Annotated in this window: 22 protein-coding genes; 18 read left to right on the plus strand and 4 right to left on the minus strand. The window is 36.5% G+C overall.

Features of this window, described 5'->3' with window-relative positions:
- Nucleotides 1-4: 4 nt before the first annotated feature.
- Together MLD65_RS11550 and MLD65_RS11555 are read right to left on the minus strand one after the other, a co-directional pair.
- On the minus strand, nucleotides 5-1,366 hold the full coding sequence (locus tag MLD65_RS11550) for a sensor histidine kinase (protein WP_243292024.1): 1,362 nt from the start codon (nucleotides 1,364-1,366) through the stop codon (nucleotides 5-7).
- The gene (locus tag MLD65_RS11555; protein WP_243292025.1) at nucleotides 1,356-2,051 is read right to left on the minus strand and encodes a response regulator transcription factor; all 696 of its coding nucleotides are present in this window, start codon (nucleotides 2,049-2,051) and stop codon (nucleotides 1,356-1,358) included. Before MLD65_RS11555 ends, MLD65_RS11550 begins: the two co-directional genes overlap by 11 nt.
- A 157-nt stretch (nucleotides 2,052-2,208) precedes the next feature.
- On the opposite strand from MLD65_RS11555, the gene MLD65_RS11560 reads away from it, so the two are divergent.
- The 4 genes from MLD65_RS11560 (at nucleotide 2,209) to MLD65_RS11575 (ending at nucleotide 6,548) form a co-directional block, all read left to right on the plus strand.
- Nucleotides 2,209-3,216, plus strand: a complete 1,008-nt coding sequence (locus MLD65_RS11560; RefSeq protein ID WP_243292026.1) for a zinc-binding metallopeptidase — start codon at nucleotides 2,209-2,211, stop codon at nucleotides 3,214-3,216.
- 774 nt (nucleotides 3,217-3,990) lie between these two features.
- Nucleotides 3,991-4,260 (plus strand): hypothetical protein, encoded by a 270-nt coding sequence (locus tag MLD65_RS11565; RefSeq protein ID WP_243292027.1) that lies wholly within the window; start codon nucleotides 3,991-3,993, stop codon nucleotides 4,258-4,260.
- A gap of 1 nt (nucleotide 4,261) precedes the next feature.
- The gene (locus MLD65_RS11570; RefSeq protein WP_243292028.1) at nucleotides 4,262-5,911 is read left to right on the plus strand and encodes a sodium:solute symporter family transporter; all 1,650 of its coding nucleotides are present in this window, start codon (nucleotides 4,262-4,264) and stop codon (nucleotides 5,909-5,911) included.
- 67 nt (nucleotides 5,912-5,978) lie between these two features.
- On the plus strand, nucleotides 5,979-6,548 hold the full coding sequence (locus MLD65_RS11575) for a YIP1 family protein (RefSeq protein ID WP_243292029.1): 570 nt from the start codon (nucleotides 5,979-5,981) through the stop codon (nucleotides 6,546-6,548).
- Between the two features lie 49 nt (nucleotides 6,549-6,597).
- On the opposite strand, the gene MLD65_RS11580 is transcribed toward MLD65_RS11575, so the two are convergent.
- Nucleotides 6,598-7,149 (minus strand): DJ-1/PfpI family protein, encoded by a 552-nt coding sequence (locus MLD65_RS11580; RefSeq protein ID WP_243292030.1) that lies wholly within the window; start codon nucleotides 7,147-7,149, stop codon nucleotides 6,598-6,600.
- Between the two features lie 365 nt (nucleotides 7,150-7,514).
- On the opposite strand from MLD65_RS11580, the gene MLD65_RS11585 reads away from it, so the two are divergent.
- Nucleotides 7,515-8,804, plus strand: a complete 1,290-nt coding sequence (locus tag MLD65_RS11585) for a sensor histidine kinase (RefSeq protein WP_243292031.1) — start codon at nucleotides 7,515-7,517, stop codon at nucleotides 8,802-8,804.
- A 76-nt stretch (nucleotides 8,805-8,880) separates the two neighbouring features.
- Nucleotides 8,881-9,504, plus strand: a complete 624-nt coding sequence (gene cbpA / locus MLD65_RS11590) for a cyclic di-AMP binding protein CbpA (RefSeq protein WP_243292032.1) — start codon at nucleotides 8,881-8,883, stop codon at nucleotides 9,502-9,504.
- Nucleotides 9,505-9,607: 103 nt separating this feature from the next.
- Here the strand turns inward: cbpA and MLD65_RS11595 are convergent, their stop codons facing one another.
- Nucleotides 9,608-10,885 (minus strand): purine/pyrimidine permease, encoded by a 1,278-nt coding sequence (locus tag MLD65_RS11595; RefSeq protein WP_243292033.1) that lies wholly within the window; start codon nucleotides 10,883-10,885, stop codon nucleotides 9,608-9,610.
- A 167-nt stretch (nucleotides 10,886-11,052) separates the two neighbouring features.
- On the opposite strand from MLD65_RS11595, the gene ybaK reads away from it, so the two are divergent.
- The 12 genes from ybaK to lpdA all read left to right on the plus strand — a co-directional run bounded on the left by ybaK (nucleotide 11,053) and on the right by lpdA (nucleotide 23,644).
- A complete protein-coding gene (gene ybaK, locus MLD65_RS11600) occupies nucleotides 11,053-11,532 on the plus strand; it encodes a Cys-tRNA(Pro) deacylase (protein WP_243292034.1) in 480 nt (159 codons plus the stop codon).
- A 223-nt stretch (nucleotides 11,533-11,755) separates the two neighbouring features.
- Nucleotides 11,756-13,033 (plus strand): sensor histidine kinase, encoded by a 1,278-nt coding sequence (locus tag MLD65_RS11605; protein ID WP_243292035.1) that lies wholly within the window; start codon nucleotides 11,756-11,758, stop codon nucleotides 13,031-13,033.
- A 170-nt stretch (nucleotides 13,034-13,203) separates the two neighbouring features.
- Entirely contained in the window at nucleotides 13,204-14,205 is a 1,002-nt protein-coding gene (locus tag MLD65_RS11610) for a potassium channel family protein (protein WP_243292036.1), read from the plus strand.
- Between the two features lie 417 nt (nucleotides 14,206-14,622).
- Nucleotides 14,623-14,802, plus strand: coding sequence for a hypothetical protein (locus MLD65_RS11615; protein WP_243292037.1), 180 nt, complete (start codon nucleotides 14,623-14,625; stop codon nucleotides 14,800-14,802).
- Between the two features lie 536 nt (nucleotides 14,803-15,338).
- On the plus strand, nucleotides 15,339-16,358 hold the full coding sequence (gene adhP, locus MLD65_RS11620) for an alcohol dehydrogenase AdhP (RefSeq protein WP_243292038.1): 1,020 nt from the start codon (nucleotides 15,339-15,341) through the stop codon (nucleotides 16,356-16,358).
- Between the two features lie 421 nt (nucleotides 16,359-16,779).
- A complete protein-coding gene (locus MLD65_RS11625) occupies nucleotides 16,780-17,442 on the plus strand; it encodes a GntR family transcriptional regulator (protein ID WP_243292039.1) in 663 nt (220 codons plus the stop codon).
- A 493-nt stretch (nucleotides 17,443-17,935) separates the two neighbouring features.
- Nucleotides 17,936-18,175, plus strand: a complete 240-nt coding sequence (locus MLD65_RS11630) for a heterodisulfide reductase-related iron-sulfur binding cluster (protein ID WP_347709293.1) — start codon at nucleotides 17,936-17,938, stop codon at nucleotides 18,173-18,175.
- Nucleotides 18,163-18,381: an LUD domain-containing protein gene (locus MLD65_RS11635; protein WP_243292040.1), complete on the plus strand. Its 219-nt coding sequence runs from the start codon at nucleotides 18,163-18,165 to the stop codon at nucleotides 18,379-18,381. Before MLD65_RS11630 ends, MLD65_RS11635 begins: the two co-directional genes overlap by 13 nt.
- A gap of 57 nt (nucleotides 18,382-18,438) precedes the next feature.
- Nucleotides 18,439-19,770 carry an APC family permease gene (locus MLD65_RS11640; RefSeq protein ID WP_243292041.1) on the plus strand — a complete coding sequence of 444 codons (1,332 nt, stop codon included), beginning with the start codon at nucleotides 18,439-18,441 and terminating at the stop codon, nucleotides 19,768-19,770.
- A 32-nt stretch (nucleotides 19,771-19,802) separates the two neighbouring features.
- Complete coding sequence (locus tag MLD65_RS11645) at nucleotides 19,803-20,951, plus strand: Glu/Leu/Phe/Val dehydrogenase dimerization domain-containing protein (protein WP_243292042.1); 1,149 nt, start codon at nucleotides 19,803-19,805, stop codon at nucleotides 20,949-20,951.
- Complete coding sequence (locus MLD65_RS11650; RefSeq protein WP_243292043.1) at nucleotides 20,948-22,231, plus strand: dihydrolipoamide acetyltransferase family protein; 1,284 nt, start codon at nucleotides 20,948-20,950, stop codon at nucleotides 22,229-22,231. Before MLD65_RS11645 ends, MLD65_RS11650 begins: the two co-directional genes overlap by 4 nt.
- A complete protein-coding gene (gene lpdA, locus MLD65_RS11655; RefSeq protein ID WP_243292044.1) occupies nucleotides 22,232-23,644 on the plus strand; it encodes a dihydrolipoyl dehydrogenase in 1,413 nt (470 codons plus the stop codon).
- Nucleotides 23,645-23,657: the final 13 nt, after the last annotated feature.

Genomic DNA, 23,657 nt, shown 5'->3' on the forward strand with positions numbered 1-23,657 from the left:
TTTATCAATTCTGAGTCAGTGGCAACTGAATGATAAAACGGCAGCCTGCTTTATAAGTTGGATCTAGTGTAATAGTACCTTGATGTTTTTCAATGATTTTTTTCGTAATGGCTAAGCCAAGGCCTGTCCCGCCGTTTTTTACGTTTCTTGCGCTATCGATACGGACAAACGGTTCGAAAATCGATTCGTGAAGCTCTATCGGAATTCCCTTTCCTTTGTCCTCCATAATGAGAATGGCGCTGTTTTGTTCTTCTTTCAGAGTAATTCGTATCGACTTTTCACTATACTCCATACTATTGTTAAGTAAATTGCTAATTGCTCTCTCTAGTTTTTCTCGATTGACCTTGACATATAGCGGTTGTTCAGGAAGATCGAATTCGTAATCTATGTTTCTTTCTTCGAATTCATCCACATACGTATGGAGCATTAAGCGCAACCACTCGGATAAATCACACTTATCTAATGAAAATACAGTTTCTTGCATGTCCATATGAGACAGCTCGAATAAATCTTGAAACAGTTTGTTTGCGCGCTTACTATTGTTTACAATGATTTGAAGATATTTATTTCGATCTTCCTCATTTAAATCATTTATTTGGAGCAACGTATCAGCATACCCTTGAATATTCGTTAACGGTGTTTTTAAATCATGGGAAATATCTAATATAAGTTGTTTGCGATTCGATTCTGATTTTTCACGTAAGCGTATTTCTTTGTGAATTTTTTGTGCCATATCGTTGATGGCCTCTTTTAATTCATTTAGCTCCCGATTGGCTTGAAATTGAATCGTTGTATTATAATTTCCGGATGAGATGGAGCGAATGCCGCCAAGTAGCTTTTGGATCGGTTGAATTATTTGAATGGATGTACGCTTTACATAAACCATCAACACGATTATTAGACTGGCAATAAAAAAAACGGTAGTGAAAATAAAAACATCATCAAGCGTCATAGTCGAATTAACTTCTGGAAAATACAATAGTAAAAAATTTTCGTCATTCTTTGGTATATATAAATTGATAGAATTAGAATGATTGCTTTCTCTTAATAACTCTTTTTGATCATAAGCAAAGCCAATAGGATGATCGCTATTATATTGAGCCAACACTTTATTTTCTGGGCTAATATATTCAATATAAGCATTGCTTGGAAGTCCACTAAGTGAAAAGGCTTCTTCTATTCCGAATGTTTTCATATCTACATAAATGTTCTCTACAAAATCATCATCTACCTCTTCATACATCGATTCGACATAAATATAGTTAGCAATGGAAGTCACCCCGACTAAAGAAAGTAAAATGAAAAATAAAAGAGCATAATTTGTGAAAAATTGTTTCGTAATCGATGGTGCTTTTTTATGAACCATGGCGATCCATCCTATACCCTAACCCCTTTACCGTTTTAATATAAGTTGGGTGTTTAGGATCATCTTCGATTTTTTCACGTAAGCGACTGATATGGACCATGATCGTATTGCTATCACCGAAGTAGGGCTCATCCCACACAAGCTCATACAGTTGTGTTTTCGTATATAGCCTTCCGATATTCTTCATCAAAATAGATAAAAGTTTTAGTTCTTTCGGTTTCAAATCAAGGAATATGCCATTTTTCTTTACAGTTACGTTGAATGGATCAAATTCAAGAGCTCCGTTGACGATGAGGGTAGGCTCTTCTTTTCGACCGTATTGTGTGTAACGACGAATTTGTGCCTGAACGCGAGAGACGAGTTCGATAATGCTAAACGGTTTGACGACATAATCGTCAGCTCCTAGCCCAAGACCGAGCACTTTATCTTCGTCTTGTCCTCTAGCTGTAAGCATAATTACAGGCACTTTATGCGTGTTGCGCACCTCTTGTAATACTTGAAATCCGTCCATTTTTGGCATCATCACATCAAGAATTAATAAATCCGGCGTCTTTTTTTGAAATTGTTTTAGCACCTCTAGTCCATCAAATGCTTGAAATACTTGATAACCTTCTTTTCTTAAATGAAGGGCCACTAAATGATTAATATCCTCGTCATCTTCGGCAATGAAAATGAAATTTGACATAAGGAACCTCCATGTTACAAATTTTTCTTTCTTATCATATCATGGAAATGTTTTTCGACAAGGATATTTAAGGATTATGTAAGGTTCGGTTATGTTTTGTTTTAGTTTACCTTTATATAATGGCAACAAAGATCGTAAAGAGAGAGGAGATAAACGTATGAAAACAAGAATAATAGCGATAATTGGTGTTATAACAGCTAGTCTTTTTTTAGGAAGTATATTTATTCAAAAGACAAGTGGTGATGAGAAACCCCTTGAGAAAGCGGAAAGCTATCACGCAAAAAGTAATGAAGAAAATGATGGTGAATTGTATGAACCATTTTTCACTGAGGAAGAAAGAAAAGAGTTGAAATCAATTTTTCAAGAAATTATTCAGCTTGAAGAAAAAGGAGATCGTGAAGCTTCCGAAGAATATTGGGCAGAATTTGAATCTGTTGTGAGTGATTTAACAGGAGAGTTGGCTTCGGATGAAGAACAAGACGATGAATTTAATGAAGAAAGGACATATCAAGTAAAAAATGGCAAGATCGATTTTGAAAAAGATGAACAGCACCAACAAATTTGGAGTTATGTAACGAAGATTGTTCCTGAAAAAATTATGAGTCGCATAACGAGCTTCGAAGTTGGGACAGATGGAAAAGATGAAATGTTAGCATACGTTGTGCCGAATGACGACACGAATCAAACATGGCTACTTGGAGTGGATAAAAAAGATGCCTTTGATTCAAAGGGCAAACTAGTAATAAAAGATATACAAGATACCATTATTCATGAATTAGGCCACATTATGACGTTAAATGATACACAAATGCAAGATGTAGAAGAAGATACCAAGACGTATACAACGGACGAAGGCACTTTAAAAAAGGACGCTTATTTAAATCAATTTTACGAAACGTTCTGGAAGGACATTCATGAAGAGTGGAAAAAGGCCATGGAAGCTGAAAGTGATGAAGCAATGAATCAGTTTTATGAAAAACATAAGTCGAAGTTTATATCAGAATATGCTATGACGAATCCAGAAGAAGACATAGCTGAGTCATTTATGCGATTCATTGTCGATGAGAAGCCAAAGGGAGACACAATGGCAGAAGAAAAAATACGCTTTTTCTATCAATTTGATGAGCTCGTTAAATTGAGGAAAGAGATGAGAGAGAAGCTTTGAATGGTAGGTTGAAATGTTATTAAATGGAGGCTGTCCCTTTTTACGCTAATTGGGGACAGCTTTTTTTTCGTAAGCAGTAACTTGCTTAAAAATCGATTTAGGGTTCCATAGGGATAGCCCTTTTTGAATTTGGTTTTTAATATAGGCAAAAAATATATAGGACTATATTTTTTTCATCAACTTGGAAAGTATCGATCGATAGTATTGAGATAGTTAGTAGGGAAAGTAGTGTTTTTTTCAAGTATAGAACCCCTTTCAACAACCTTAAAATTCCATAAGGATATTAGCACAATTTTATATCGGTGTTCAATAAAAATATCAATTCGTTAAAAATCAATCCCATAGATTTATTTCGTATAGTTGGGGTGTAATTTATGACTACTTCAGAAATTTGAAGTAAAATATTTTTTAAAAATATTAATGAATTATAACAATATTCTAAAAATTCGTGTATAATAAACGTGTAATAATAATTAAAAAATTGTAGAGAGGATGTGGTGGGTTAATATAAATAAAAAATGAGCGGTTGTTCGAAAGGGTGTCTCATAACAAACTGGAGGCTTGTTGAGGCAACATGAGCAATTGTTCGGCATCGATCTAGAAAAAATTCTTTGGAAACACTATTGAACTTGAATTAATTTTCATTTGTAAACAAAGGGGTAGTTTGTTTGAATCGACTGAACGTTCAGTCTAGATTAGTAATTTAATAGTAAAAACACCGATGTAAGCGCTTCAAAATATGCGGAAAAACTTTTTCTGAAAAGGTGGGTATTGATGGGAGCTTATAAAAAAGAAGTTTGGTTTACGATTATTTTATCTGCTTTGTTTTTAATAGCGGGTCATATGGGGTTATTATTTTCGATTTTTCCAGTAGAAGGTAACTTATTTGGATTTCCAATTATGTATATCGTACCTGTTTTGGTTGGATGGTTCGGTGTATTTTTCCTAACGCTAATTGCTGGTAAGATAGGCGATCATATCGATAAAGCCATTGAAGAGGAAGACCGAAGAAACCAAGAAATCCAAGATAAGGAGGTTATCTAATATGGAGCAGCAATCATGGCAATTAGAAAATCCTATCCTTGGCTTAGGTGTAGTGATCGCATCCTTTATATTGTTTTACATTATTAGTTGGTTTTCAAACAGAGCTAGTAAATCGGTAGAAGATTTGTATGTTGCAGGTGGTGGCGTAGGGCCTGTTAAAAATGGTTTAGCAATGGCTTCAACGTATATGAGTTTAGCAACATTTTTAGGAGTAACAGGACTAATCTTAAATTTAAAAGCTCCTTTCGTTTTCATTTGGATACAAATGATTTTGGCTATTCCATTGATTACAATTATTTACGGAACGTGCCTCCGACGTATGGGCGCATATTCTCCGGCTCACTTCGTTAAGGAAAGGTATGGAAAGTCGGCGGCCGTGATTGTTGCAATCTGGATGATTTTAATTTCCATAATGTATGCATTAGGACAAATGATTGGAATTGCGAAAACATTTGAAATGCTGTTTGGTATTCCTTATATGACCGGATTATTTGTAGGTGGACTATTAATTACAGGTTATGTAACGATAGGTGGGATGAGAGGGGCAACAAATAATGCTGCCGTTCAAATGGTGATTATTGCTTTGATGTTCATCGTTCCTTTAGGCGCGATTATGAAGGCGATGGGTTCAACAGGTTGGTATTTCCCGCCGCTATTATATACGGACATGGTTCCATCGATGTTACAAGCTGTTCCAGACTTCTTTGATTATCAATTTGGCGTAAAGTGGTATTTTGCAATCATTCCGGCATTAACTTTAGGTTCTTTAGGACTTCCTCATCTAGCTATGCGCATCTATACGGCCTCTAGTTTAAAAAGTGCTAGACAAGCAATGGTTTGGTTTGCCCTCATCTTAGGACTTGTTTTTTCAGCTACATACACCATGGGATTTGCCGGCGTGTTCTTTAATAGTACGAATGGTAATATCATCTCTGCAGCTGATGCGGATAAATTAACGATTATTTTAAATCTTGTCTATAACCCTGAATGGGTAACGGCTCTCGTAATTGCAGGAGCGATTTCAGCTGGTATTTCTACTCTTAGTGGGAATTTATTAGCAATTGGTGCTTTACTTTCACAAGATATTATTACAACGCTAATGCCAAATATAACAACGAAAACAAAAATACGTATTGGCTATATTGCCATTGCTTTAGGTGGGATTGTTAGTATTTTATTAGCCATCAAGCCACCATCATTTCTTGTCGTTAGTATTCTTTGGGCGTTTGGATTAGCAGCTGTCACAAATGCGCCAATTATCCTCATGGGTGTTTGGTGGAAGAGTGCGAATAAATATGGGGCGATTGCTTCAGTTGTTATATCAGGCTTATTATATATTGTTGTTTCACCATTTGTATTCCCGAGTATTGTCGTAAGTGGTCATGCTTTAACAGATAGCCTTGGTTTATCAGGTGCTATGCTATGTGTTCCGGTAGCATTTATCATTTTAGTTGTCGTGTCCATGATTACGAATAAAATGCCAAGCTTACAAACTAAGTTAACAACAAAGCAGGATCATAAACTAATCGAACGTATTCACGGGTGGAGTGATGTGAATCCAGCAAGATACAATAGTTTAGTCGGTGCGATGATTGTTTTAGTCGTTAGCACATTAACAATCATTTGGGCCATTTCTCCATGGCATTTTTAATAGGAAAAGGTGAAGGTTTCCTTCACCTTTTTATCCGTACATCTTTACATTCAAAGCAGGTGAGTACATGAGCGCGTTATCATTAATTTTTCAAACCCTTCTATTAAATAAAGAATCTATTTCTAAAATTGTCCATTCAGAAAACTATTCGAAATGGGCGACAATCTTTACATTGCTTGTTGGTGTATGTTATGGACTTGTTTTTTACACGTACATCCCTGCAGATTATATAAAATTTGACTCTCAACTACTACAAGTTTTTGCGTTTTCGTTTGTCTTAGTACTTGGTATTTTTATGATTTTTATTACGAGAGTTGGACTTTCGTTCCTATTATGGGCTGGAGGAAGAGCTTTTGGGGGGCCGGGTTTACTACGTGTATTAAATCGACTGACAAGCTTCGCAATCGTGCCAATTATTATTGGTTTTCCTGCAATTATTTCCTTTAGCACAGGTAGTAACACATCCGTCTTCATGTATATTTTACTTATCATTTCGCTCGTTTGGATTTATTTAATATTAGTGAAAGTAATCGAAGTGTCTCAAAACTTAAAAGCATGGAAAGCATATAGTGCTACGCTTATCGCCCTTGTTTTCTTTACAAGTGTTTATTACTTAGTATTGCCGCCAGGATCATAATGTTTCTTATTATAAAAGGCGCTCTATTCCATAGAGCGCCTATTTTTAATTACTTATTTAATAGTTTAATAAATTCACGCATAAACGTTGGTAAGTCTGGCCAAGCATGAGCGGAAACGAGGTTGTTGTCTACATGAGTTGTGTCCGTAATGTAATTGGCTCCAATCGCTTCAACACCTGGTTTGCAAGCAATGTATGCTGTCATGCTACGACCTTTCACAACATCAGGAATGGTTTCAAGTACAAGGGACGCATGGCAAATGGCTGCAACAGGTTTATCTGCTTCAAAGAAATGACGGACGATGTTTGGTACGTTTTCATCAAGACGTATATATTCTGGGGCACGTCCACCAGGAATAACGAGAGCATCGTATTCAGTTGGATCTATTTCTGCAAATGAAGTATGGGCATCAATTAAGTAACCCGGTTTTTCTTCATACGTATCCCAACCGATGAAATCATGGACAACCGTATGTAATTTCTTTTTCTTCGGTGCAGCAATTGTTACCGTAAACCCTTCCTCTAACAAACGATAATAAGGGTAGTAAATTTCTAAAGACTCCACCGCATCTCCAGCAACAATCAATACTTTCTTGCTCATCTTAAAAAGCCTCCTTACCATGATTTGGGTTTTGACACTTCTATCATAATACAGTATAAAAAGCGATGAATAGTATTTTGCTAATTTGTTATGAAAATGTAAACGAACGACTAAACTGCACAATTAAAATGTGAGCGTAAGCACCTGTGAACATTGAAGTTTTTACTATAGTAAAACAATATTCGATTAAAAGATTGTTAGAATAGTATAGTATTTAAGGGGAGGTATTTTGTTATTAATTTCAAAATAGACTGAAAGGACAAATTATTCATATGATTTTATCATTTTTCGTTATTTTTGTTTTTGGAGTCAATTGTTTATGGTAGAATAATTAAAAATAGGATATGGCGGTGGGCATAGTGGGAATGGCAACGAAAGAAATACTGAATAATCTGCTTTTTATTATTCTTCCATTATTATTTGTTCAAGTGATTTATTTTCCTATTAATGCAAATTATCTCGGTAAGGTAAGAAAGTGGATAGAGCCTTTATTACCTGTATCAGCCATGGTTCTTTGTATGTTGTTTCCAATATCCATCCACGATAACTTCACATTCGATTTTCGACAAATTTCATTTTTGATAGCGGGATTATATGGTGGATTTAGGTTAAGTTATAAAATGTTTGCGATCATCATCATTTTTCACTTTTTCTTTTTTGATGGTATAAATTTTGCTTCCTTCTTTATTCAGAATTTTCTATTTGCTTCAATTGTCCCGTTATTTTCTAAATCATTTTTAAAAATGAATATATTTTATAAAATGTTGTTAAGTGTTGGAATGACCTTAATAACAACGATTATTTATCTCCTTTTTGTAACATGGCAGTTTCAAACGATGATTGAATCTTTGCTATTCATAAAACTGATGATTGGACAAATTGTTGGAGTGATCATTGTCGTATTCCTAACAGAAATGGTTGTCCGAAATTTCGAAATGTTTCAGCGTATTATCAAGGCGGAAAAGCTGGAAATTGTGAGCCATTTAGCTGCGAGTATTTCCCATGAAGTTCGAAACCCGTTGACAACGAGTCGAGGCTTTATGCAACTTTTGTATGATGAAGTACATAAAAATAAGCATGATTATATTGATATTGCGATTAAAGAATTGGATCAAGCAGAAGCCATTATTAATGAGTACTTAACGTTTGCAAAGCCAACGGTTGATGAAGAAGAAGTGATTGACGTGAAGAAACAGATTGAGAATGTTGTCCAAATTATGACGCCTTTTGCGAATATGAATTCCGTTGAAATGGACACGCACATTAAACAAGAACAATACTTCGTTTTGGGAGAACGTAAGAAATTGCAACAGTGCTTGTTGAATATTGTGAAAAATGGTATTGAGGCCATGCCACAAGGTGGTCAGCTAAAAATTCATATGACTTCATCAGATACTCATGTACATATTGATATTACAGATACGGGAAAAGGGATGTCAAAGGAGCAAATCAATCGACTTGGTGAACCTTATTTTTCTACAAAGGAAAAAGGAACCGGTCTTGGTATGATGGTGACGTATCGGATTATTCATGCTATGGGAGGGACAATCGATGTTAATAGTCAAATAGAAAAAGGGACTTGTTTTTCGATAAAAATTCCACTATTTAAAAAAACATACAAAATGACTCCAATAAATACGGCTATTTCTTCATAATTTTTTTCATGTATGAAGGTAAAATAGCAAGTCATAAGGAAATAATATAATAAGCTCTTTATAGGAGGGATAGTAGATGTTAGTAAAAGGGAATTACATAAAAAAGGAAGAAGTTGTCTTTTGTAAAGAAACCAATACGTTGAAAGAAGCATTAGATTTGTTGTATTCAACGGGTTATCGTTGTATACCTGTTTTAGATGAAGATGAGAAAAGGTTCCTTGGAAATGTGTATAAAGTACATATATTAGAAAAAGGAGAAACAGCTTACGATAATCCGGTAACAGAAGTCATCAAGGATCAAAAAGCATTTATTAAAGAAGAAAGTTCGTTTTTAGATATATTTTTGACCATTCGTCGCCTTCCGTTTCTCGTAGTCGTTAATGATCAAGAAGAGTTTTTAGGCATTCTTCCGCATTCGAAAGTGATTGACTTCCTTGAGGATTCTTTAGCAAATAAAAACGGTGGTGTGACGTTAACTTTAGCGACAAACGACTATCCAGGTGTATTGGCCAAAATTTTAAAAATCATTAATAAATATTCTTCGGTAAAAAGTGTGCTTTCACTAGATAGTGATGCCATTAATATAAGAAGAATTATGATTACTTTACCAAAAGGTATTGATGAACCGACAACAGAAAAGATTAAGCATAATTTGGATGAACATGGTGTTCGCGTCGTTTATGTTGATTTGAAACATTAATTTGTCCATTTTAATAGGCATGTGTACCCTCGGCATATTTTGTCGGGGGTTATTTTTTTGGAGGGGAAATGCCTCCCAACATAATTGGAAGGCCCCAAACCCGTTACTTCGTTCGACTTTTCGTCAATTGATCAACGAAAATCGCCACAACAGTTCCTAATACTAACCCGTTATTTAATAGAGAAGTGACGATTGGTGGGATCCCTTTAAATGCACTTGAGGCAACAAACATTGCCCCAATCCCTGTTAAAAGAGAAATGCCGATAACATATCTTGCTTGTTTTGCATCTTGTACCTTATCAAATTCTTCAAACGCTAAACCAATCATACTTGCAAAAATAGTAAAAATGGTCGCGAAACCAACAGGCGTTGGGAGCGCCGCGAAAAACGAAGTAATCGCTGGGAAAAAGCTCATAGTGATAACGAGTACACTCCCGATAATAAAGGGAAGTTTTGCTGAGATTTTCGTTGTTGCGATGAAGCCAGCTGCTCCTGAAATTGGTACACAACCAATGGCAGAAAAGAAACCGCCTAATAGTTGGTTAATACCTGTCATAAAGCCCGCTTGACGGTAGCGAGTCTCACCATTTTGAATTCCTTGATTTTTTAATACTTGGTCCACAACTTGAATACTTGCAATTAAATTCGCTAGTAATAACAACGTAATAAATGCGGAGGTGACGATCATCCCGGTATCCCATACAGGTTCACCAAAGGCAAAAATTTGCGGAAAAGCAATAAATTGATTTGGCCTTTCAATCGGAATCGCGAGATCGAATAAGGCAAATAAGACCCAGCCTATAGCTAGGCTTATTAAAATCGCATATTGCCTTACCACAGCAGGACCTTTTCGTATTAACAAAAATGTAAAGACGATTAAAACAAAACATAGACCGGCAACATGTAAGTCAACACCTTCTTTACGATAGCCAACGCCAAGCATTCCATTAAGAAAAGATCCACTTAATTGAGAGACGAGGAGTAGTAAATACACACCGGTTACAACAGGTGTAAACAATTTAGAAATTTTTTCAATGAGGCCGAACAAGCTTAATAAAATAAATAGAACACCACTTGCTAAAATACCAGCTTCAATCGCCTGTAATGTTTTTTCATGAGACCCGAATAATGTCGGCCCTAAGCTTGCATATATGACGAAAACGCCCCACCATAATCCGGCAGGACCTTCATTGATAGGGTATCGGTGCCCAAATAATACTTGTAATAAACTAGATAAACCGAGAACAAATATCGTTCGCTGAATAAGCCCAGCGGTTTCATGGGCATCCATCCCAAACGATGCCGCAACGGCAATCGGTGTCACGATTGTTCCAGCGATCATAAATACCATCCATTGAATGGAAGATAAAGCTGTACGCATTTCTCTCAATCCTTGTCTTTTAAAGTTTCTTTGGAAACCATACCATAATCAGCGGATTCGAACAATGGCCATTTGATAGATTCATAGGTGAAAAAGGATAAATAAGCAAAAGGAAGACTCATTTGCTACAATAAAGTGGAGCAAATGAGTCATTGGGGTGATGAATCATGGCAAAACGATCGAAAACAAATGCGATGAGAATATTAGACAATCAACAAATTGCTTACAAAATGTATTCTTATGAAAACAACGATGGGAAAATTGATGGTATATCAGTTGCTAAGAAAATTGGAAAGGATGTAAAGGTTGTTTATAAAACATTAGTGGCACAAGGGCTGTCTAAGGAGATTTATGTATTTATTATTCCTGTTCTGTATGAACTAAATGTAAAACTCGCCGCAAAGGCAGCCGGTGAGAAAAGCCTCCATCTAGTACCTGTCAAAGAGATTCAAAAATGGACGGGTTACATTCGCGGCGGCTGTTCACCAATTGGAATGAAAAAGCAATATAAAACATTTCTCGATGAAAGGGCTAAACAGTTAGATACGATCATTGTCAGTGGCGGGAAAATTGGTACACAAATTGAATTAGCTGTAAAGGACTTATTAGCCGTAACGAAAGGGCGCTTAGAAAGTCTTACTCAATAAAAAAGTAAGGGGATTAGCAAATATCCCCACATCCCTTTAAGCGACCTCAGACGTCTCTTTTGTCGTGTCATTCTTTTTTCATCGGAATCTTTTTCTGTTAAACAGGATGTAAAGGTCGACTTTTTAGAAGCTGCTATGAAAATATATAACGAAGTCCCTATATGAATCCGTTATTTTTAGGTATAATAAACTAGGTTAGTAAATACGATGAAGGATGCATAATATGGATTTTATTTATATTAATCAAAACGTATTAAATAATCTCTTTTATGTAGTAGTTAGTATATTTTTTTTATATTTTCTTTTAGATTATGTTCAATATTTTCAAAAGAGCAAGCGACACCAACAGTTTCTTATGGTTGTTTGCTTAAGTGTCCCACTCTTTTTATGCATGAGGTTTCCTATTTATATTGCACCAGATTGTATTCACGATTTCCGGCAAATCCCATTTTTGATCGGAACGCTTTATGGAGGATGGGTTGTTGGTTTTCCGTTATTACTCATTTTACTGATCGTTCGCTTTATTCTTTACGGATTTAACATTGTCACAATTGTTGTTTATGTGGCGATGTATATCGTTACAGCACTTTATTCAACGAAATTTATTCAATTAAACCGGACAAAAAAACTTGTCATGTCGACTTTGTTAACATTTTTCCTTGCTATACTTTCAACGATTATTGCCATTATTATCGCCGATTTTAAAGTAACTCAAAGTTATGTCGTGGATTTTATCATTATTCCGCCTATTGCACTATTATTTGTCGTATACCTTATTGAAACATTGAAAGATGCGATTTTTATGCGTTCTAAATTGGTGAAAGTGGAGAAAATGGAGGTTGTTAGTCAACTAGCTGCAAGTATGTCGCATGAAGTCCGAAATCCATTAACAGTTGTGAAAGGATTTATGCAATTACTAAAAGCGCCTGATTTAACACATGAATTGAAAAATCAATACATCTCCATTGCTGTACAAGAATTAGATCGTGCGAGCTCCATCATTGATGATTATTTAACTTTTGCAAAACCTGCACCACAAAAAATTGAAAAGATTCCAGTCGATCAAGAGCTGAAAAAAGTGATTGACATGATAAGACCTATTGCTAATATGAATTCTGTCCAACTATCAAAAGAGTTAGCAGCGGGTTTCGTTATAGGATGTCCTCATCATTTTCATCAATGTTTTTTAAATTTTTTAAAGAACAGTATTGAAGCAATGCCTAATGGCGGGGAGCTAAGGATAACTTCAGCGGTTAGTAAAAACAAAGTCACGATAAAAATTAAAGACACAGGTGTTGGCATGACTGAGGAGCAGGTTAGCCGTTTTGGGGAGCCATATTTTAGCACGAAAGAAAAAGGAACAGGATTAGGAACAATGGTTGCGCTTAAAATCATTCATGCGATGAATGGAACGTTGAAGGTTGAAAGTGTTCCTCAAAAAGGGACAACAATAACTGTTACGTTACCGCTTCACGATGAGTCACGAAAATGCATGCGATAATGGTAACGTAATCTGTAAATCTATCATGTATATGGGATTTAGATCGTAATAATGAAATTTTAATAAAAGGTAATCCTGTTCATACTTAAATTGGCCAACCTAAGTTGTATGACAGGCATCGGATTAAACTTGTATGAAGTTTTAGGAGAAAGGGAAATAGAGACATTATTATGAACGTTTTTCAACATTTGCGCTTAGGGCTTATTTTTATGGCTGTCGTTACATTGATCGGCTCAATCGGCTTTATGTATTTTGAGCAGCTGACGTTTTTCGACGCCTTTTGGTTAACTGTCATTACGGTCCTTACCGTAGGGTATGGTGATTTTATTCCAACAACAATGGAAGGAAGGGTATTCGCTTTATTCATTATTCCAATTAGTATTGGAATTGTAACGTATGTAATCGGTTCGATTACTGCACTTATGATTGAAGGAGAATTTTCACTAGCGGTGAGGAGAAGAAAGATGGAAAAAGATATTAAAAAATTGTCAGGCCATATCATTGTTTGTGGGATTGGACGTGTAGGGGAACAAGTGATGATTCAATTACAGGAAAAAAAGATTCCGACTGTATTTATAGATAAAAAGGAAGATTATATTAAGGAACTAGTCGATCATCATGTAAACTTTATCAATGGAGATGCAACAGATGAAGAAGTGTTGATAAAGGCAGGTATTAGCAGGGCTTCTGGTTTAATCTCAACACTTCCCAGTGATGCTGAAAACGTGTTTATCACACTCACTGCGAAAGAGTTAAATCCAAACTTAACGATCGTTGCTAGAGCTGAAAGGAAAACAACAAAAGAAAAGTTATTAAAAGCAGGTGCAGACAAAGTAATTACCCCTCAATCGATTGGTGGAAAACAAATGGTTTTATCGGTATTAAAACCAAAAAGTGTTGATTATGTTGACATGATGTTACAAGTTGGAAAAGAAGAATATGGGTTTGAGGAAATAAATTTAGAGCCTCACTCTCCCCTCATATCGAAATCTATTCGAGAAGCTGACATTCGAAACCGGTACGGGATAACCGTTGTTGCCGTTCTAAAAGGGGACGAATTTATGACGAATCCGAGTCCGGATGTTAAACTAGAGGCAAACGATAAGCTAATTGTTTTCGGATCCGATGAACAATTTCAAACGTTTGAGAATGCTGTAAGGGTAGAAAAATAGGTGAACGATTCATCGTATGAATGGTTCACTCTTTTTGTTGTTTCAGAAAGTTTAAATTCGATCTGCAAGGATCGGAGTTGTTCATGCCTAGCTCCTTGAGTCTAAAAAGTGACGCCGTAAAGGCTAATATGTCACCTGTTGACATATTGGCCTTTTGAAGCTTTTAAGTCTGTATAAAATGTAAGCGTTAACAATATTGTCAATATCTCTATCTCTCTTTCCATTAAATGGTGTTATAATAAAAGTGAGGAAGGGAAGGTAACATCTTTTCTCCTCAAAAAAAGAATCTCTGTTTAGAAGATGTCGAATATAAATGGAGTAACCATCATAATATAAATCGAAAAGGGTCTGATGATTCATCTCATAATCCTATAAATAAACGGAGAAATCAAAGTATTTGAGAGGGAGGTGGTTTAAATGTCATTCGCTCACTTTGATGAAATTTTCGATATTTGTTGTGACATGGGTGAAAACGCTGTATTACCGAAATACGATATAATGAAACCTGAATTACCAATTAAAGACGAAGATTTATGGTGGGAAAGAGCTGCGAAGGAAATTCTCCATGAGAAAGAAGAGAAACTGACTGTAGTGTAATAAAAATTTTGAAAGAAAGGAGTAAAAGATGAAATTGCAAAATAAACCTTCTATATACTTGTTGACGATTTTATACTATAAAGAATAAAGTCCCCTTATTATCCTAAAAGACACAGGGTAATAAGGGGATTGTTTTGTTTTGGTCGACCTGCGGACAACTTTGATCATAGTTGTTTTTTGTCAAGATCCGGGCGTTAGCAGCTAGCAAACTTTCCTTTTCATACGCACGATAAGTCAACATCGAACGTCACCCGTGTTTCCTTTATCTCCTACTAAAATGGTACAGATTGTACGTCGCTTTAGAGAAGCTCTCGCGCTTTTGTTCTTTTCGTAACATGTTTCACTAGTATTATTCACAAAACATCCAAATTGTTTTGACAAATTTGTGAATGCTTTCACAAATAGGTTTGGTGACTTGTAAAACATGGTAAAATAGTAACGTAAAGGTTGTGCTAGAAACAACCGGTGGTGGAAGCAAGGGTTATTACTTAAAACAATTCATTAACATGGTCAAATATTGTAGGAGGGAATGGCTCATGAAAGCAGCAGTCGTAGAACAATTTAAAGGACAACTACAAGTGAAAGAAGTAGATAAACCAAGCATTTCATTTGGAGAAGTGCTCGTTCGTATGAAAGCATGTGGTGTATGTCATACAGACTTACACGCAGTACATGGAGATTGGCCAGTAAAACCAAAATTACCACTAATTCCAGGACATGAAGGGGTTGGGGTCATTGAAGAAGTAGGCCCTGGTGTAACGCATGTGAAGGTTGGCGATCGTGTCGGTGTCCCTTGGCTATATTCTGCATGTGGTCATTGTGATTATTGTTTAAATGGACAAGAAACGTTATGCGAAAGTCAAAAAAATGCAGGTTACTCTGTTGATGGAGGATACGCTGAATATTGTCGAGCAGCTGCCGATTATATCGTGAAAATTCCTGATAACTTATCATTTGAGGAAGCAGCCCCTATTTTCTGTGCAGGAGTAACTACATATAAGGCACTTAAAGTAACGGAGGCTAAACCTGGAGAGTGGGTAGCAATATATGGAGTAGGTGGTCTCGGTCACGTTGCTGTCCAATATGCGAAAGCAATGGGACTGCATGTCGTAGCCGTTGACTTAGGAGATGAAAAGCTTGAGCTAGCCAAAGAGCTTGGGGCAGACTTAGTTGTGAACCCACAAAAAGAAGATGCCGCATCATTTATTAAGGAAAAAGTCGGCGGGGTACATGGAGTCGTCGTGACAGCCGTATCGAAACCAGCCTTTGAATCTGCTTACAAAGCGATTCGCCGTGGTGGAGCATGCGTACTCGTTGGGTTACCACCTGAAGAAATGCCAGTACCTATTTTTGACACTGTTTTAAATGGTACGAAAATTATCGGTTCTATTGTCGGAACACGAAAAGACTTACAAGAAGCACTCCAATTTGCCGCAGAAGGAAAAGTAAAAACAATCGTTGAAGTTCAACCGCTTGAAAAAATTAATGAAGTTTTTGATCGTATGATCAACGGGCAAATTAACGGCCGAGTCGTGTTAACTTTAGAAGATAAGTAGAATAATGGACAAATACGGGGTTACGTTATGTAGCCTCGTTTCTTTATCCCACTAAACGAGCAATAAGCCTCACACCTCAAGATTTCTTTAACTTGTCAACACCGATTGATAAATCCGAAGTGATAAATAATCTGCTAGAAGTGATGAATAAAAGTGAGAAACTGATGGATAAATTTGAACAAGTGATAAAAAAATTGAAGTGTAATCAATCATTAATTGCTTCGTAATGCTTAGATGATTAATAATCCCCAGAACTGATCAAAACATCTGTAACGATTGTACAAATCTTAAACTTAATCCTACATTTATTCTTTAGCACCTTGAAATCCACCTATTTTATTTATAAGATATTTTTATATAATAATTTGTATTTTTAGAATTCTTTTAAATCGTAACTGGAACGTAGATGGGGGATCGAAAATTGAGTACTTTTAATGAAAAAGTAGATACACGAAATTTAAATGAAAGGGTCTACTTCTATCTTCAAAATAAAATTATAACGAATCAATTAAAGCCAGGTTCAAGGATAAATTATCAAGAATTAATCGATGAATTAGGAGTAAGTAAAACTCCTTTACGTGATGCCATAAATCGCTTGCAGCAAGATGGCTTTATAGAAATTAAGCCACGCTCAGGGACGTTTGTAAAAAGCCCAAACGTAAAGGATATTATTGAAATATTTGATGTTAGAAAAGCTTTGGAGCGTGAAGCGATTGCACTCGCAATCGATCGTATTCCTCAAGCTACCATCTCTCAATTACTTAATCGAATAGATCAAGTTGACTTGGATATAAAGAGTGGGGAGATTGAGTCTTTTTTACAACTTGATCGCGATATACACCACTCAATCATTCATTACACAAATAATGCAAGACTTATTCAAATTATGGATTCATTACAAGCCCACATCTATTGGATTGCAACGATGTTAACAGAAAAATTATTAGAACGCTCTTTACTTGCTAATGCTCATCACAGACAAATATTAAATGCGATGATGAAGCGAGATGTCAAATTAGCACAAGAAATTATGGAAGAGCATATAGAAGTTATTAAAGAAGTTGCTGCGAGTGATTTAACGTAAAAATATCAATCACTTTTTTCGAAAAGAAAGGAGTGATTGAATATAAAAATCTGAAAAATTAGTTAATATAGATTTACAAAAAAATATATTATTGATATAATCTGAAATATCAGATATTAATTATTGATACGCTATGTACTAAGAATGACTAAAAGTTCTTATTTTAATTTTGGAAGCGATTTCTTATTGAGTTTGTGAATCTGAATGTTGCTCCAAAGTTTTCCTTCTTAATATTAGCGAAACATTTTTCTAAATCCTACTAAAGAAAAAAAGAACCTCACTAATTACTTCCCAGATAAACAGAGTATTAATTTCTGAATATAACGACTTTTAGACAGCAAAATGAACTACTTATTGAAAAAGCTTGATGGAAATTTAGAATGAAGCTCTAAAGAAGTTACTGGGTTTAAAGGAAAACCCTCACTAACTGATATATCAGATATTAGTTAAACGTTTTAAGTTTCATATTACATAATAGAAATGGGGGAGAACGGTGAAAGTATCACTATTTGTCACTTGTCTTTCTGATTTACTTTTTCCAAAGGTAGGGAAAAGTGTAGTGGAAGTACTCGAGAAGTTAGGGTGTGAAGTGTCATTTTTACCCGATCAAACATGCTGTGGTCAAGTATCGTTTAATAGTGGATATTGGAATGATGCGAAAAAAGCAGCTAAGCATTTTATAGAAGTTTTTGAAAAAGAGGAATCAGTTTACTTCCGAACATGCATCTTGTGATCATTTCGAAAAAGAAAATAAAGGGACGATTTTCGGATGCGGTGAAGCAGATGAAACAACTGAAGGAGGTGGGGAAAATTCCGGCTTGTACCAACTTTATATCAGGTCCTAGTTTTAGTGCAGATATTGCTGCTACGTTTGTACAGGGTGTGCACGGGCCAAAAGAGTTACATGTGTACATTATTGATTTTGAAATCGAAAACTAAAGGAGTAGGAGATGTTGTCGACTTTAATGATCTGTATTTTTACAAGGAGGAATGTGTGTGGAAAACACGGAATTGTCTTTAAGTCAAAAATCATCTCTGAAGACAGAATCACAGCAAAAGATGGGGCTAATTGGTGCGATCGCCACAATGGTTGGAGCTATGGTCGGTTCTTCCATCTTTGTCATGCTAGGCCCAATTGCTCAAACAACTGGTCCTTCTCTATATCTTGCCTTTTTGATTGGATCTCTCCCCGCCATATTTGGAAGCGCTTACTATGTGCAACTAGGCTGCATGTTTCCAAAGAGTGGAGGAACGTATTACTATAATAAACGATTAAATTCACCATTCATGGGCTTTCTAGCTGGGGTAACCATTCTATTTGCTTGTATAGGGGCAATTGGGATGCTCGCTTTAGGATTAGAACAGTATATGCTCTATTATTTCCCGAATATCCCTCAACTCTCAGTTGCAATGGGTACTGTTATTCTTTTCGGGTTGATTAATTACTTTGGGATTAAAACGGCAAACTTAATTCAAATTGGGATGGTTGTATGGATGCTCGTTGCCTTGTTATGTTTTGCGGTTCCTGGTTTTTTTGTGGAAAAATCCGTTTCAGAAAGCGCTCCATTTCTAACAAACGGTATGAGCGGCCTTTTATTAGCATCTGCCCTCGCGTTTTATTCATATGCTGGTTACAACATTGTAGCTGAATTAGGAGGAAACATTCGAGAACCTAAGAAAAATATGCCACGAGCTATTTTGTTAAGTTTAGTCATCGTAACAATAATTTATGTGGCTGTTACTTATGTCGTTTCATCCACTAGTTCAGCTAATGAATGGACTGATAGCAATTTTTCCATTCCATTAATGGCAAGTAAATTTCTTCCATCATGGATCGTGATGTTTATCGGCTTAGGTGGAATCATGGCGATTGCAACGACATTAAATGCTGCAATGATGGTGTTTCCTCAAGAATTACTTGCAATAGCGAAAGATCAACTCGTTTCAGAAAAATTTCTTACAGAACATAAGAAGTACGGAACACCTACATTAGGCCTTTTTACAGGAGCTATCATTTCTATCATTTTGTTAGTTATGAAGGTTGATATAACGACATTTGCAACAATGGTCGTCATTGGTTTTTTACTTGCTTCTGTGTTTACTGGCTTTGGCGCAAGGCGAGCTCCAAAGCGTTATCCTGATCTTTATAATTCGTCTATTATTTTAATTTCTCCCAAATGGCTAACGTTTTTCTGTTGGTCAGGGATCATCACGAGCCTTTTCTTTTCTATTTTAGCTGCAATGGATGCCCCTTTAGTAGGAGGAATCTATCTTTTATTAGTTATGTTGAGTGCATTGTATTATCGATGGAAAAAAAGTAAGAAATAAACATTCATTATTTATACGAGGAGGAATTAAAAGTGAAATCTTATTTAGTAACAGATTGGACTGATCCTGCAACAGGTGCAAAAGGGTATTTAGCTATTGATAAGCTTATCAATGGAGTTTCGGGTGGAGGCATCCGTATGAGAGAAGGTGTAACAAAAGAAGAGGTTCAGAGACTAGCTCATACGATGACATTAAAAATGATTGGACTAGATATGCCAATAGGTGGAGCAAAAGCAGGAATTGATTACCCTTCATCTGCACCGGACAGTAAGGAGGTCCTTCACAGATTTTTAGAAGCTCATCAACCATATCTTCTTCATATGTGGGCAACAAGTGAAGACATGGGAACGACAAAAGAGTCGATTGTTAAAATAGTCAAAGATTTAGGACTTCATTCGCCAGTTGATGCTTTATTTAACACCCTCGAAAATAAGGAAGAACTTATAACAAACTTAGTTTCAGCACTTAGCTTAAAAGTAGATGGAGCTCCGATTACAGATGTTGTGACTGGTTATGGTGTAGCGATTGCCGCGCTCGAAGCACTAAAATCGATCAACATAGAAACAAAAACGGCTAAAATCTCTATTCAAGGTTTTGGAAGTGTCGGAGCAAGTACAGCTAAATACCTTTATGAAGCGGGTGCGAAGGTTGTGGCCGTATCAGATGTTAACGGGACAATATACGCAGAAAACGGGCTAGATATACGATGCTTATTAAAAGCAAAGGATGAAAAAGGAACAATTGATCGAACAAAACTACCGTCTGACTATCAATTAGAAGACGGCTCTTATTGGCTCGTTCCAGAGGTTGATGTTCTTATTCCTGCCGCTATTGCAGATGCCATTCAAACTGGAAATGTGTCACAAGTCAAAGCAAAAATAATCGTAGAGGGTGCGAATATTCCAGTGACAAAAGAGGCGGAGGAAGTCTTAACAGAAAAGGGTGTCTATATTATTCCTGACTTTATTGCCAATAGTACGGGGGCAGGGTTTTTAGGGATTATCGTATATAAAAATGTCTCACCAGATTTAAACAGTATCTTTGCCTTTTTAAAGGAGCATCTATCAAACACTTTATCTTGGATATTGGAAAAAGCAAAGGAAGAAAAACTTTCACCTCGTCAAGCAGCTCTTTTACTTGTAAAAGAAAGAGAATTTATGAAGGAAGGAGTTATAAAATGAATTATGAATTTACATTGACAGATTTAGGTGAAGGTTTGCACGAAGCAGAGATTGTTCGTTGGTTCGTTAAAGAAGGAGATATGATCGATAAAGATCAACCAGTTGCTGAAGTGCAAACAGATAAAGCTGTTGTTGAAATTCCCTCACCCGTTAGTGGCAAAGTCATTTCTCTAGCAGGTCCTATTGGAACAGTTATTCATGTTGGGAATGTTTTGGTGACAATCGAACAATACGAATCAACTAATCAAGTAACAAATGACTCAAAGATTCTTCAAGATTTGCCTCAACGAACAACTTCAGAGAATAAATCAGCCATTTTTAGTCAACCAAACTCACAACCTAGTTCGAACAGAAGTAAAACGAAATGTCGTGTTTTTGCTGCTCCGACCGTTCGAAAGCTGGCAAGAGAGCTTGGTATAGATATCGAAACGATTGCCGGAACAGGTCCAAATGGTAGAGTAACAGAAGAAGATGTCCGGTCGGCGATAAATGAAGTTGCCGCTACTTCTAATACAGTTGCCATTCCTACATTACAAAGTATGTCTGAATCCCATGCTGATAAAAAGGAACCATCTTCATTCGTTGAGGAAGTACCGTTTAACGGACTTCGGAAAAAAATAAGCGAAAAAATGGTCGAATCAATGTACACGATTCCGCATGCAACAGGTATGGAAGAAGTAGATATGACCGAATTAACGGAAATTCGCAAATCTTTACTTCCATATGTTGAAGTGCATGGGGCCAAGTTAACCTATCTTCCATTTATTATTAAAGCGGTCACGAAAGGATTGAAGGAAAATCCATATTTAAATTCTTCTTTAGATCAAGAAAGAGGAAAAATCCTATTAAAGAAATATTACAATATCGGGATTGCAACAGCGACTTCCGACGGGTTAGTTGTTCCGGTCATTAAAGATGTTGATCAAAAAACGATTTTAGAAATTGCCATTGAACTCCATCAATTAATTGAAAAAGTTCGTCAACGTAAAGTAAGTAGGGACGATTTAACAGGTGGAACCTTTACGATTAGTAGTACAGGTAAAAAAGGTGGCTGGTTCGCTACGCCCGTCATTAATTATCCAGAAGCAGCTATTTTAGGGGTTCATTCGATAAAAGAGAAGCCAGTAGTTAAAGATGGTCAAATTGTCATTCGTCATATGATGGGAATGTCACTATCCTTTGATCACAGACTCATTGACGGTCATCCTGCGGGGATGTTTATGAAATCTGTTATAAATACGTTAGAAAATCCAAACACACTCCTTATGGAGGTGAGATAAATGGTCGTTGGGAGCTTTTCAGTTCATACGGAAGTACTTGTCATCGGAGGAGGACCAGGTGGCTATTCGGCGGCAATTCGCGCTGCCCAATTAGGGAAAGAAGTGACGTTAGTGGAGAAAAGCACGCTAGGGGGAGTTTGTCTGAATGAGGGATGTATCCCATCAAAAGCCCTAATAGCCGCTGCAGAAGATTTTTATAATTTACAAGATTATCGTGAACGTGGAATAGAGGTTGAACAACCATCCATAAATTTTCAAAAATTTCAAGAATGGAAAGATAAACAGGTTATTTCAAAACTTTCACAAGGTGTGTCGGCTTTATGTAAAAACAACCATGTCACTATTGTGGAAGGAGAAGCGACCTTTACAGGAAATCATGAGGTTCGGATTGTATCTGAATACTCGACACAGACGATCCATTTCGAGCAGTGTATTTTGGCAACGGGTTCTCGTCCAATTGAATTTCCAGCTCTCCCATTTGGCGGGAGAATATTATCTTCGACAGAGGCATTATCGTTAAAGGAAGTGCCAAAATCGATGATTGTCGTTGGCGGAGGATATATTGGGATTGAGCTTGGGACAGCCTATGCCAAATTAGGTACAAGCGTAACAATACTTGAAGCAGCACCAACCATCTTAGCCCAGTATGAAAAATCGATTGTTTCAATTGTGAAGAAAAAGCTGAAAAAGCTACACGTAGATGTACAAACAGGCGCATATGTCACTTCTAGTGAAGTAAGCGAGAATGATGTGAAAGTAAAGATAGAAATGAAAGGAGAAGAAAAGCAATTACATGCAGACTACTGCCTCGTTACAACAGGACGCAGGCCAAACACTGATGGATTAGGGTTAGAGACAATTGGCCTGCAAACACTTGAGAACGGTTTCATTGCTGTCGATCATCAATGCAGGACCGATATCAACCACATTTTTGCCATTGGGGATATCGTACCAGGACCTGCTCTTGCCCATAAAGCGTCATATGAAGGGAAAATAGCAGCTGAAGCGATTGCACGTATGGATAGTATTGTAGATTATCAGGCTATTCCGGCCGTTGTCTTCTCAGATCCAGAGATTGCCGTAGTGGGATTAAGTGAAGAAGAGGCAAAAGAACAAGGAAATCATGTAAAAGTTGGAAAATTTCCATTTATCGCAAATGGACGTGCATTGAGTACGAACGAATCAGAAGGCTTTGTTAAAGTAATCGCGGATGAAAATGATTATGTACTTGGGGTTCAAATTATTGGTTCTCATGCATCCGATTTAATCGGAGAAGCAGCATTAGCAATCGAAATGGGAGCAAAAGTGGACGATATTTGTTTAACGATCCATCCTCATCCTACTTTAACTGAAGGCCTTTTAGAAGCTTCTGAAGTATTGCTGAAAAAAGCGATACATATCGTGAATTCTTAAATAGAAAGGAGAA

The sequence above is a fragment of the Bacillus sp. FJAT-47783 genome (genome assembly GCF_022808615.1).
Taxonomy (GTDB): domain Bacteria; phylum Bacillota; class Bacilli; order Bacillales; family Aeribacillaceae; genus Bacillus_BZ.

Coding starts and splice junctions, on each gene's coding strand:
- MLD65_RS11615 (WP_243292037.1), top strand. CDS start 14,623: ATGTCATTCGCTCACTTTGATGAAATTTTCGATATTTGTTGTGACATG.
- adhP (WP_243292038.1), top strand. CDS start 15,339: ATGAAAGCAGCAGTCGTAGAACAATTTAAAGGACAACTACAAGTGAAA.
- MLD65_RS11585 (WP_243292031.1), top strand. CDS start 7,515: ATGGCAACGAAAGAAATACTGAATAATCTGCTTTTTATTATTCTTCCA.
- MLD65_RS11650 (WP_243292043.1), top strand. CDS start 20,948: ATGAATTATGAATTTACATTGACAGATTTAGGTGAAGGTTTGCACGAA.
- ybaK (WP_243292034.1), top strand. CDS start 11,053: ATGGCAAAACGATCGAAAACAAATGCGATGAGAATATTAGACAATCAA.
- MLD65_RS11595 (WP_243292033.1), bottom strand. CDS start 10,885: ATGCGTACAGCTTTATCTTCCATTCAATGGATGGTATTTATGATCGCT.
- MLD65_RS11635 (WP_243292040.1), top strand. CDS start 18,163: ATGCATCTTGTGATCATTTCGAAAAAGAAAATAAAGGGACGATTTTCG.
- MLD65_RS11570 (WP_243292028.1), top strand. CDS start 4,262: ATGGAGCAGCAATCATGGCAATTAGAAAATCCTATCCTTGGCTTAGGT.
- MLD65_RS11580 (WP_243292030.1), bottom strand. CDS start 7,149: ATGAGCAAGAAAGTATTGATTGTTGCTGGAGATGCGGTGGAGTCTTTA.
- cbpA (WP_243292032.1), top strand. CDS start 8,881: ATGTTAGTAAAAGGGAATTACATAAAAAAGGAAGAAGTTGTCTTTTGT.
- MLD65_RS11555 (WP_243292025.1), bottom strand. CDS start 2,051: ATGTCAAATTTCATTTTCATTGCCGAAGATGACGAGGATATTAATCAT.
- lpdA (WP_243292044.1), top strand. CDS start 22,232: ATGGTCGTTGGGAGCTTTTCAGTTCATACGGAAGTACTTGTCATCGGA.
- MLD65_RS11575 (WP_243292029.1), top strand. CDS start 5,979: ATGAGCGCGTTATCATTAATTTTTCAAACCCTTCTATTAAATAAAGAA.
- MLD65_RS11565 (WP_243292027.1), top strand. CDS start 3,991: ATGGGAGCTTATAAAAAAGAAGTTTGGTTTACGATTATTTTATCTGCT.
- MLD65_RS11605 (WP_243292035.1), top strand. CDS start 11,756: ATGGATTTTATTTATATTAATCAAAACGTATTAAATAATCTCTTTTAT.
- MLD65_RS11610 (WP_243292036.1), top strand. CDS start 13,204: ATGAACGTTTTTCAACATTTGCGCTTAGGGCTTATTTTTATGGCTGTC.
- MLD65_RS11550 (WP_243292024.1), bottom strand. CDS start 1,366: ATGGTTCATAAAAAAGCACCATCGATTACGAAACAATTTTTCACAAAT.
- MLD65_RS11560 (WP_243292026.1), top strand. CDS start 2,209: ATGAAAACAAGAATAATAGCGATAATTGGTGTTATAACAGCTAGTCTT.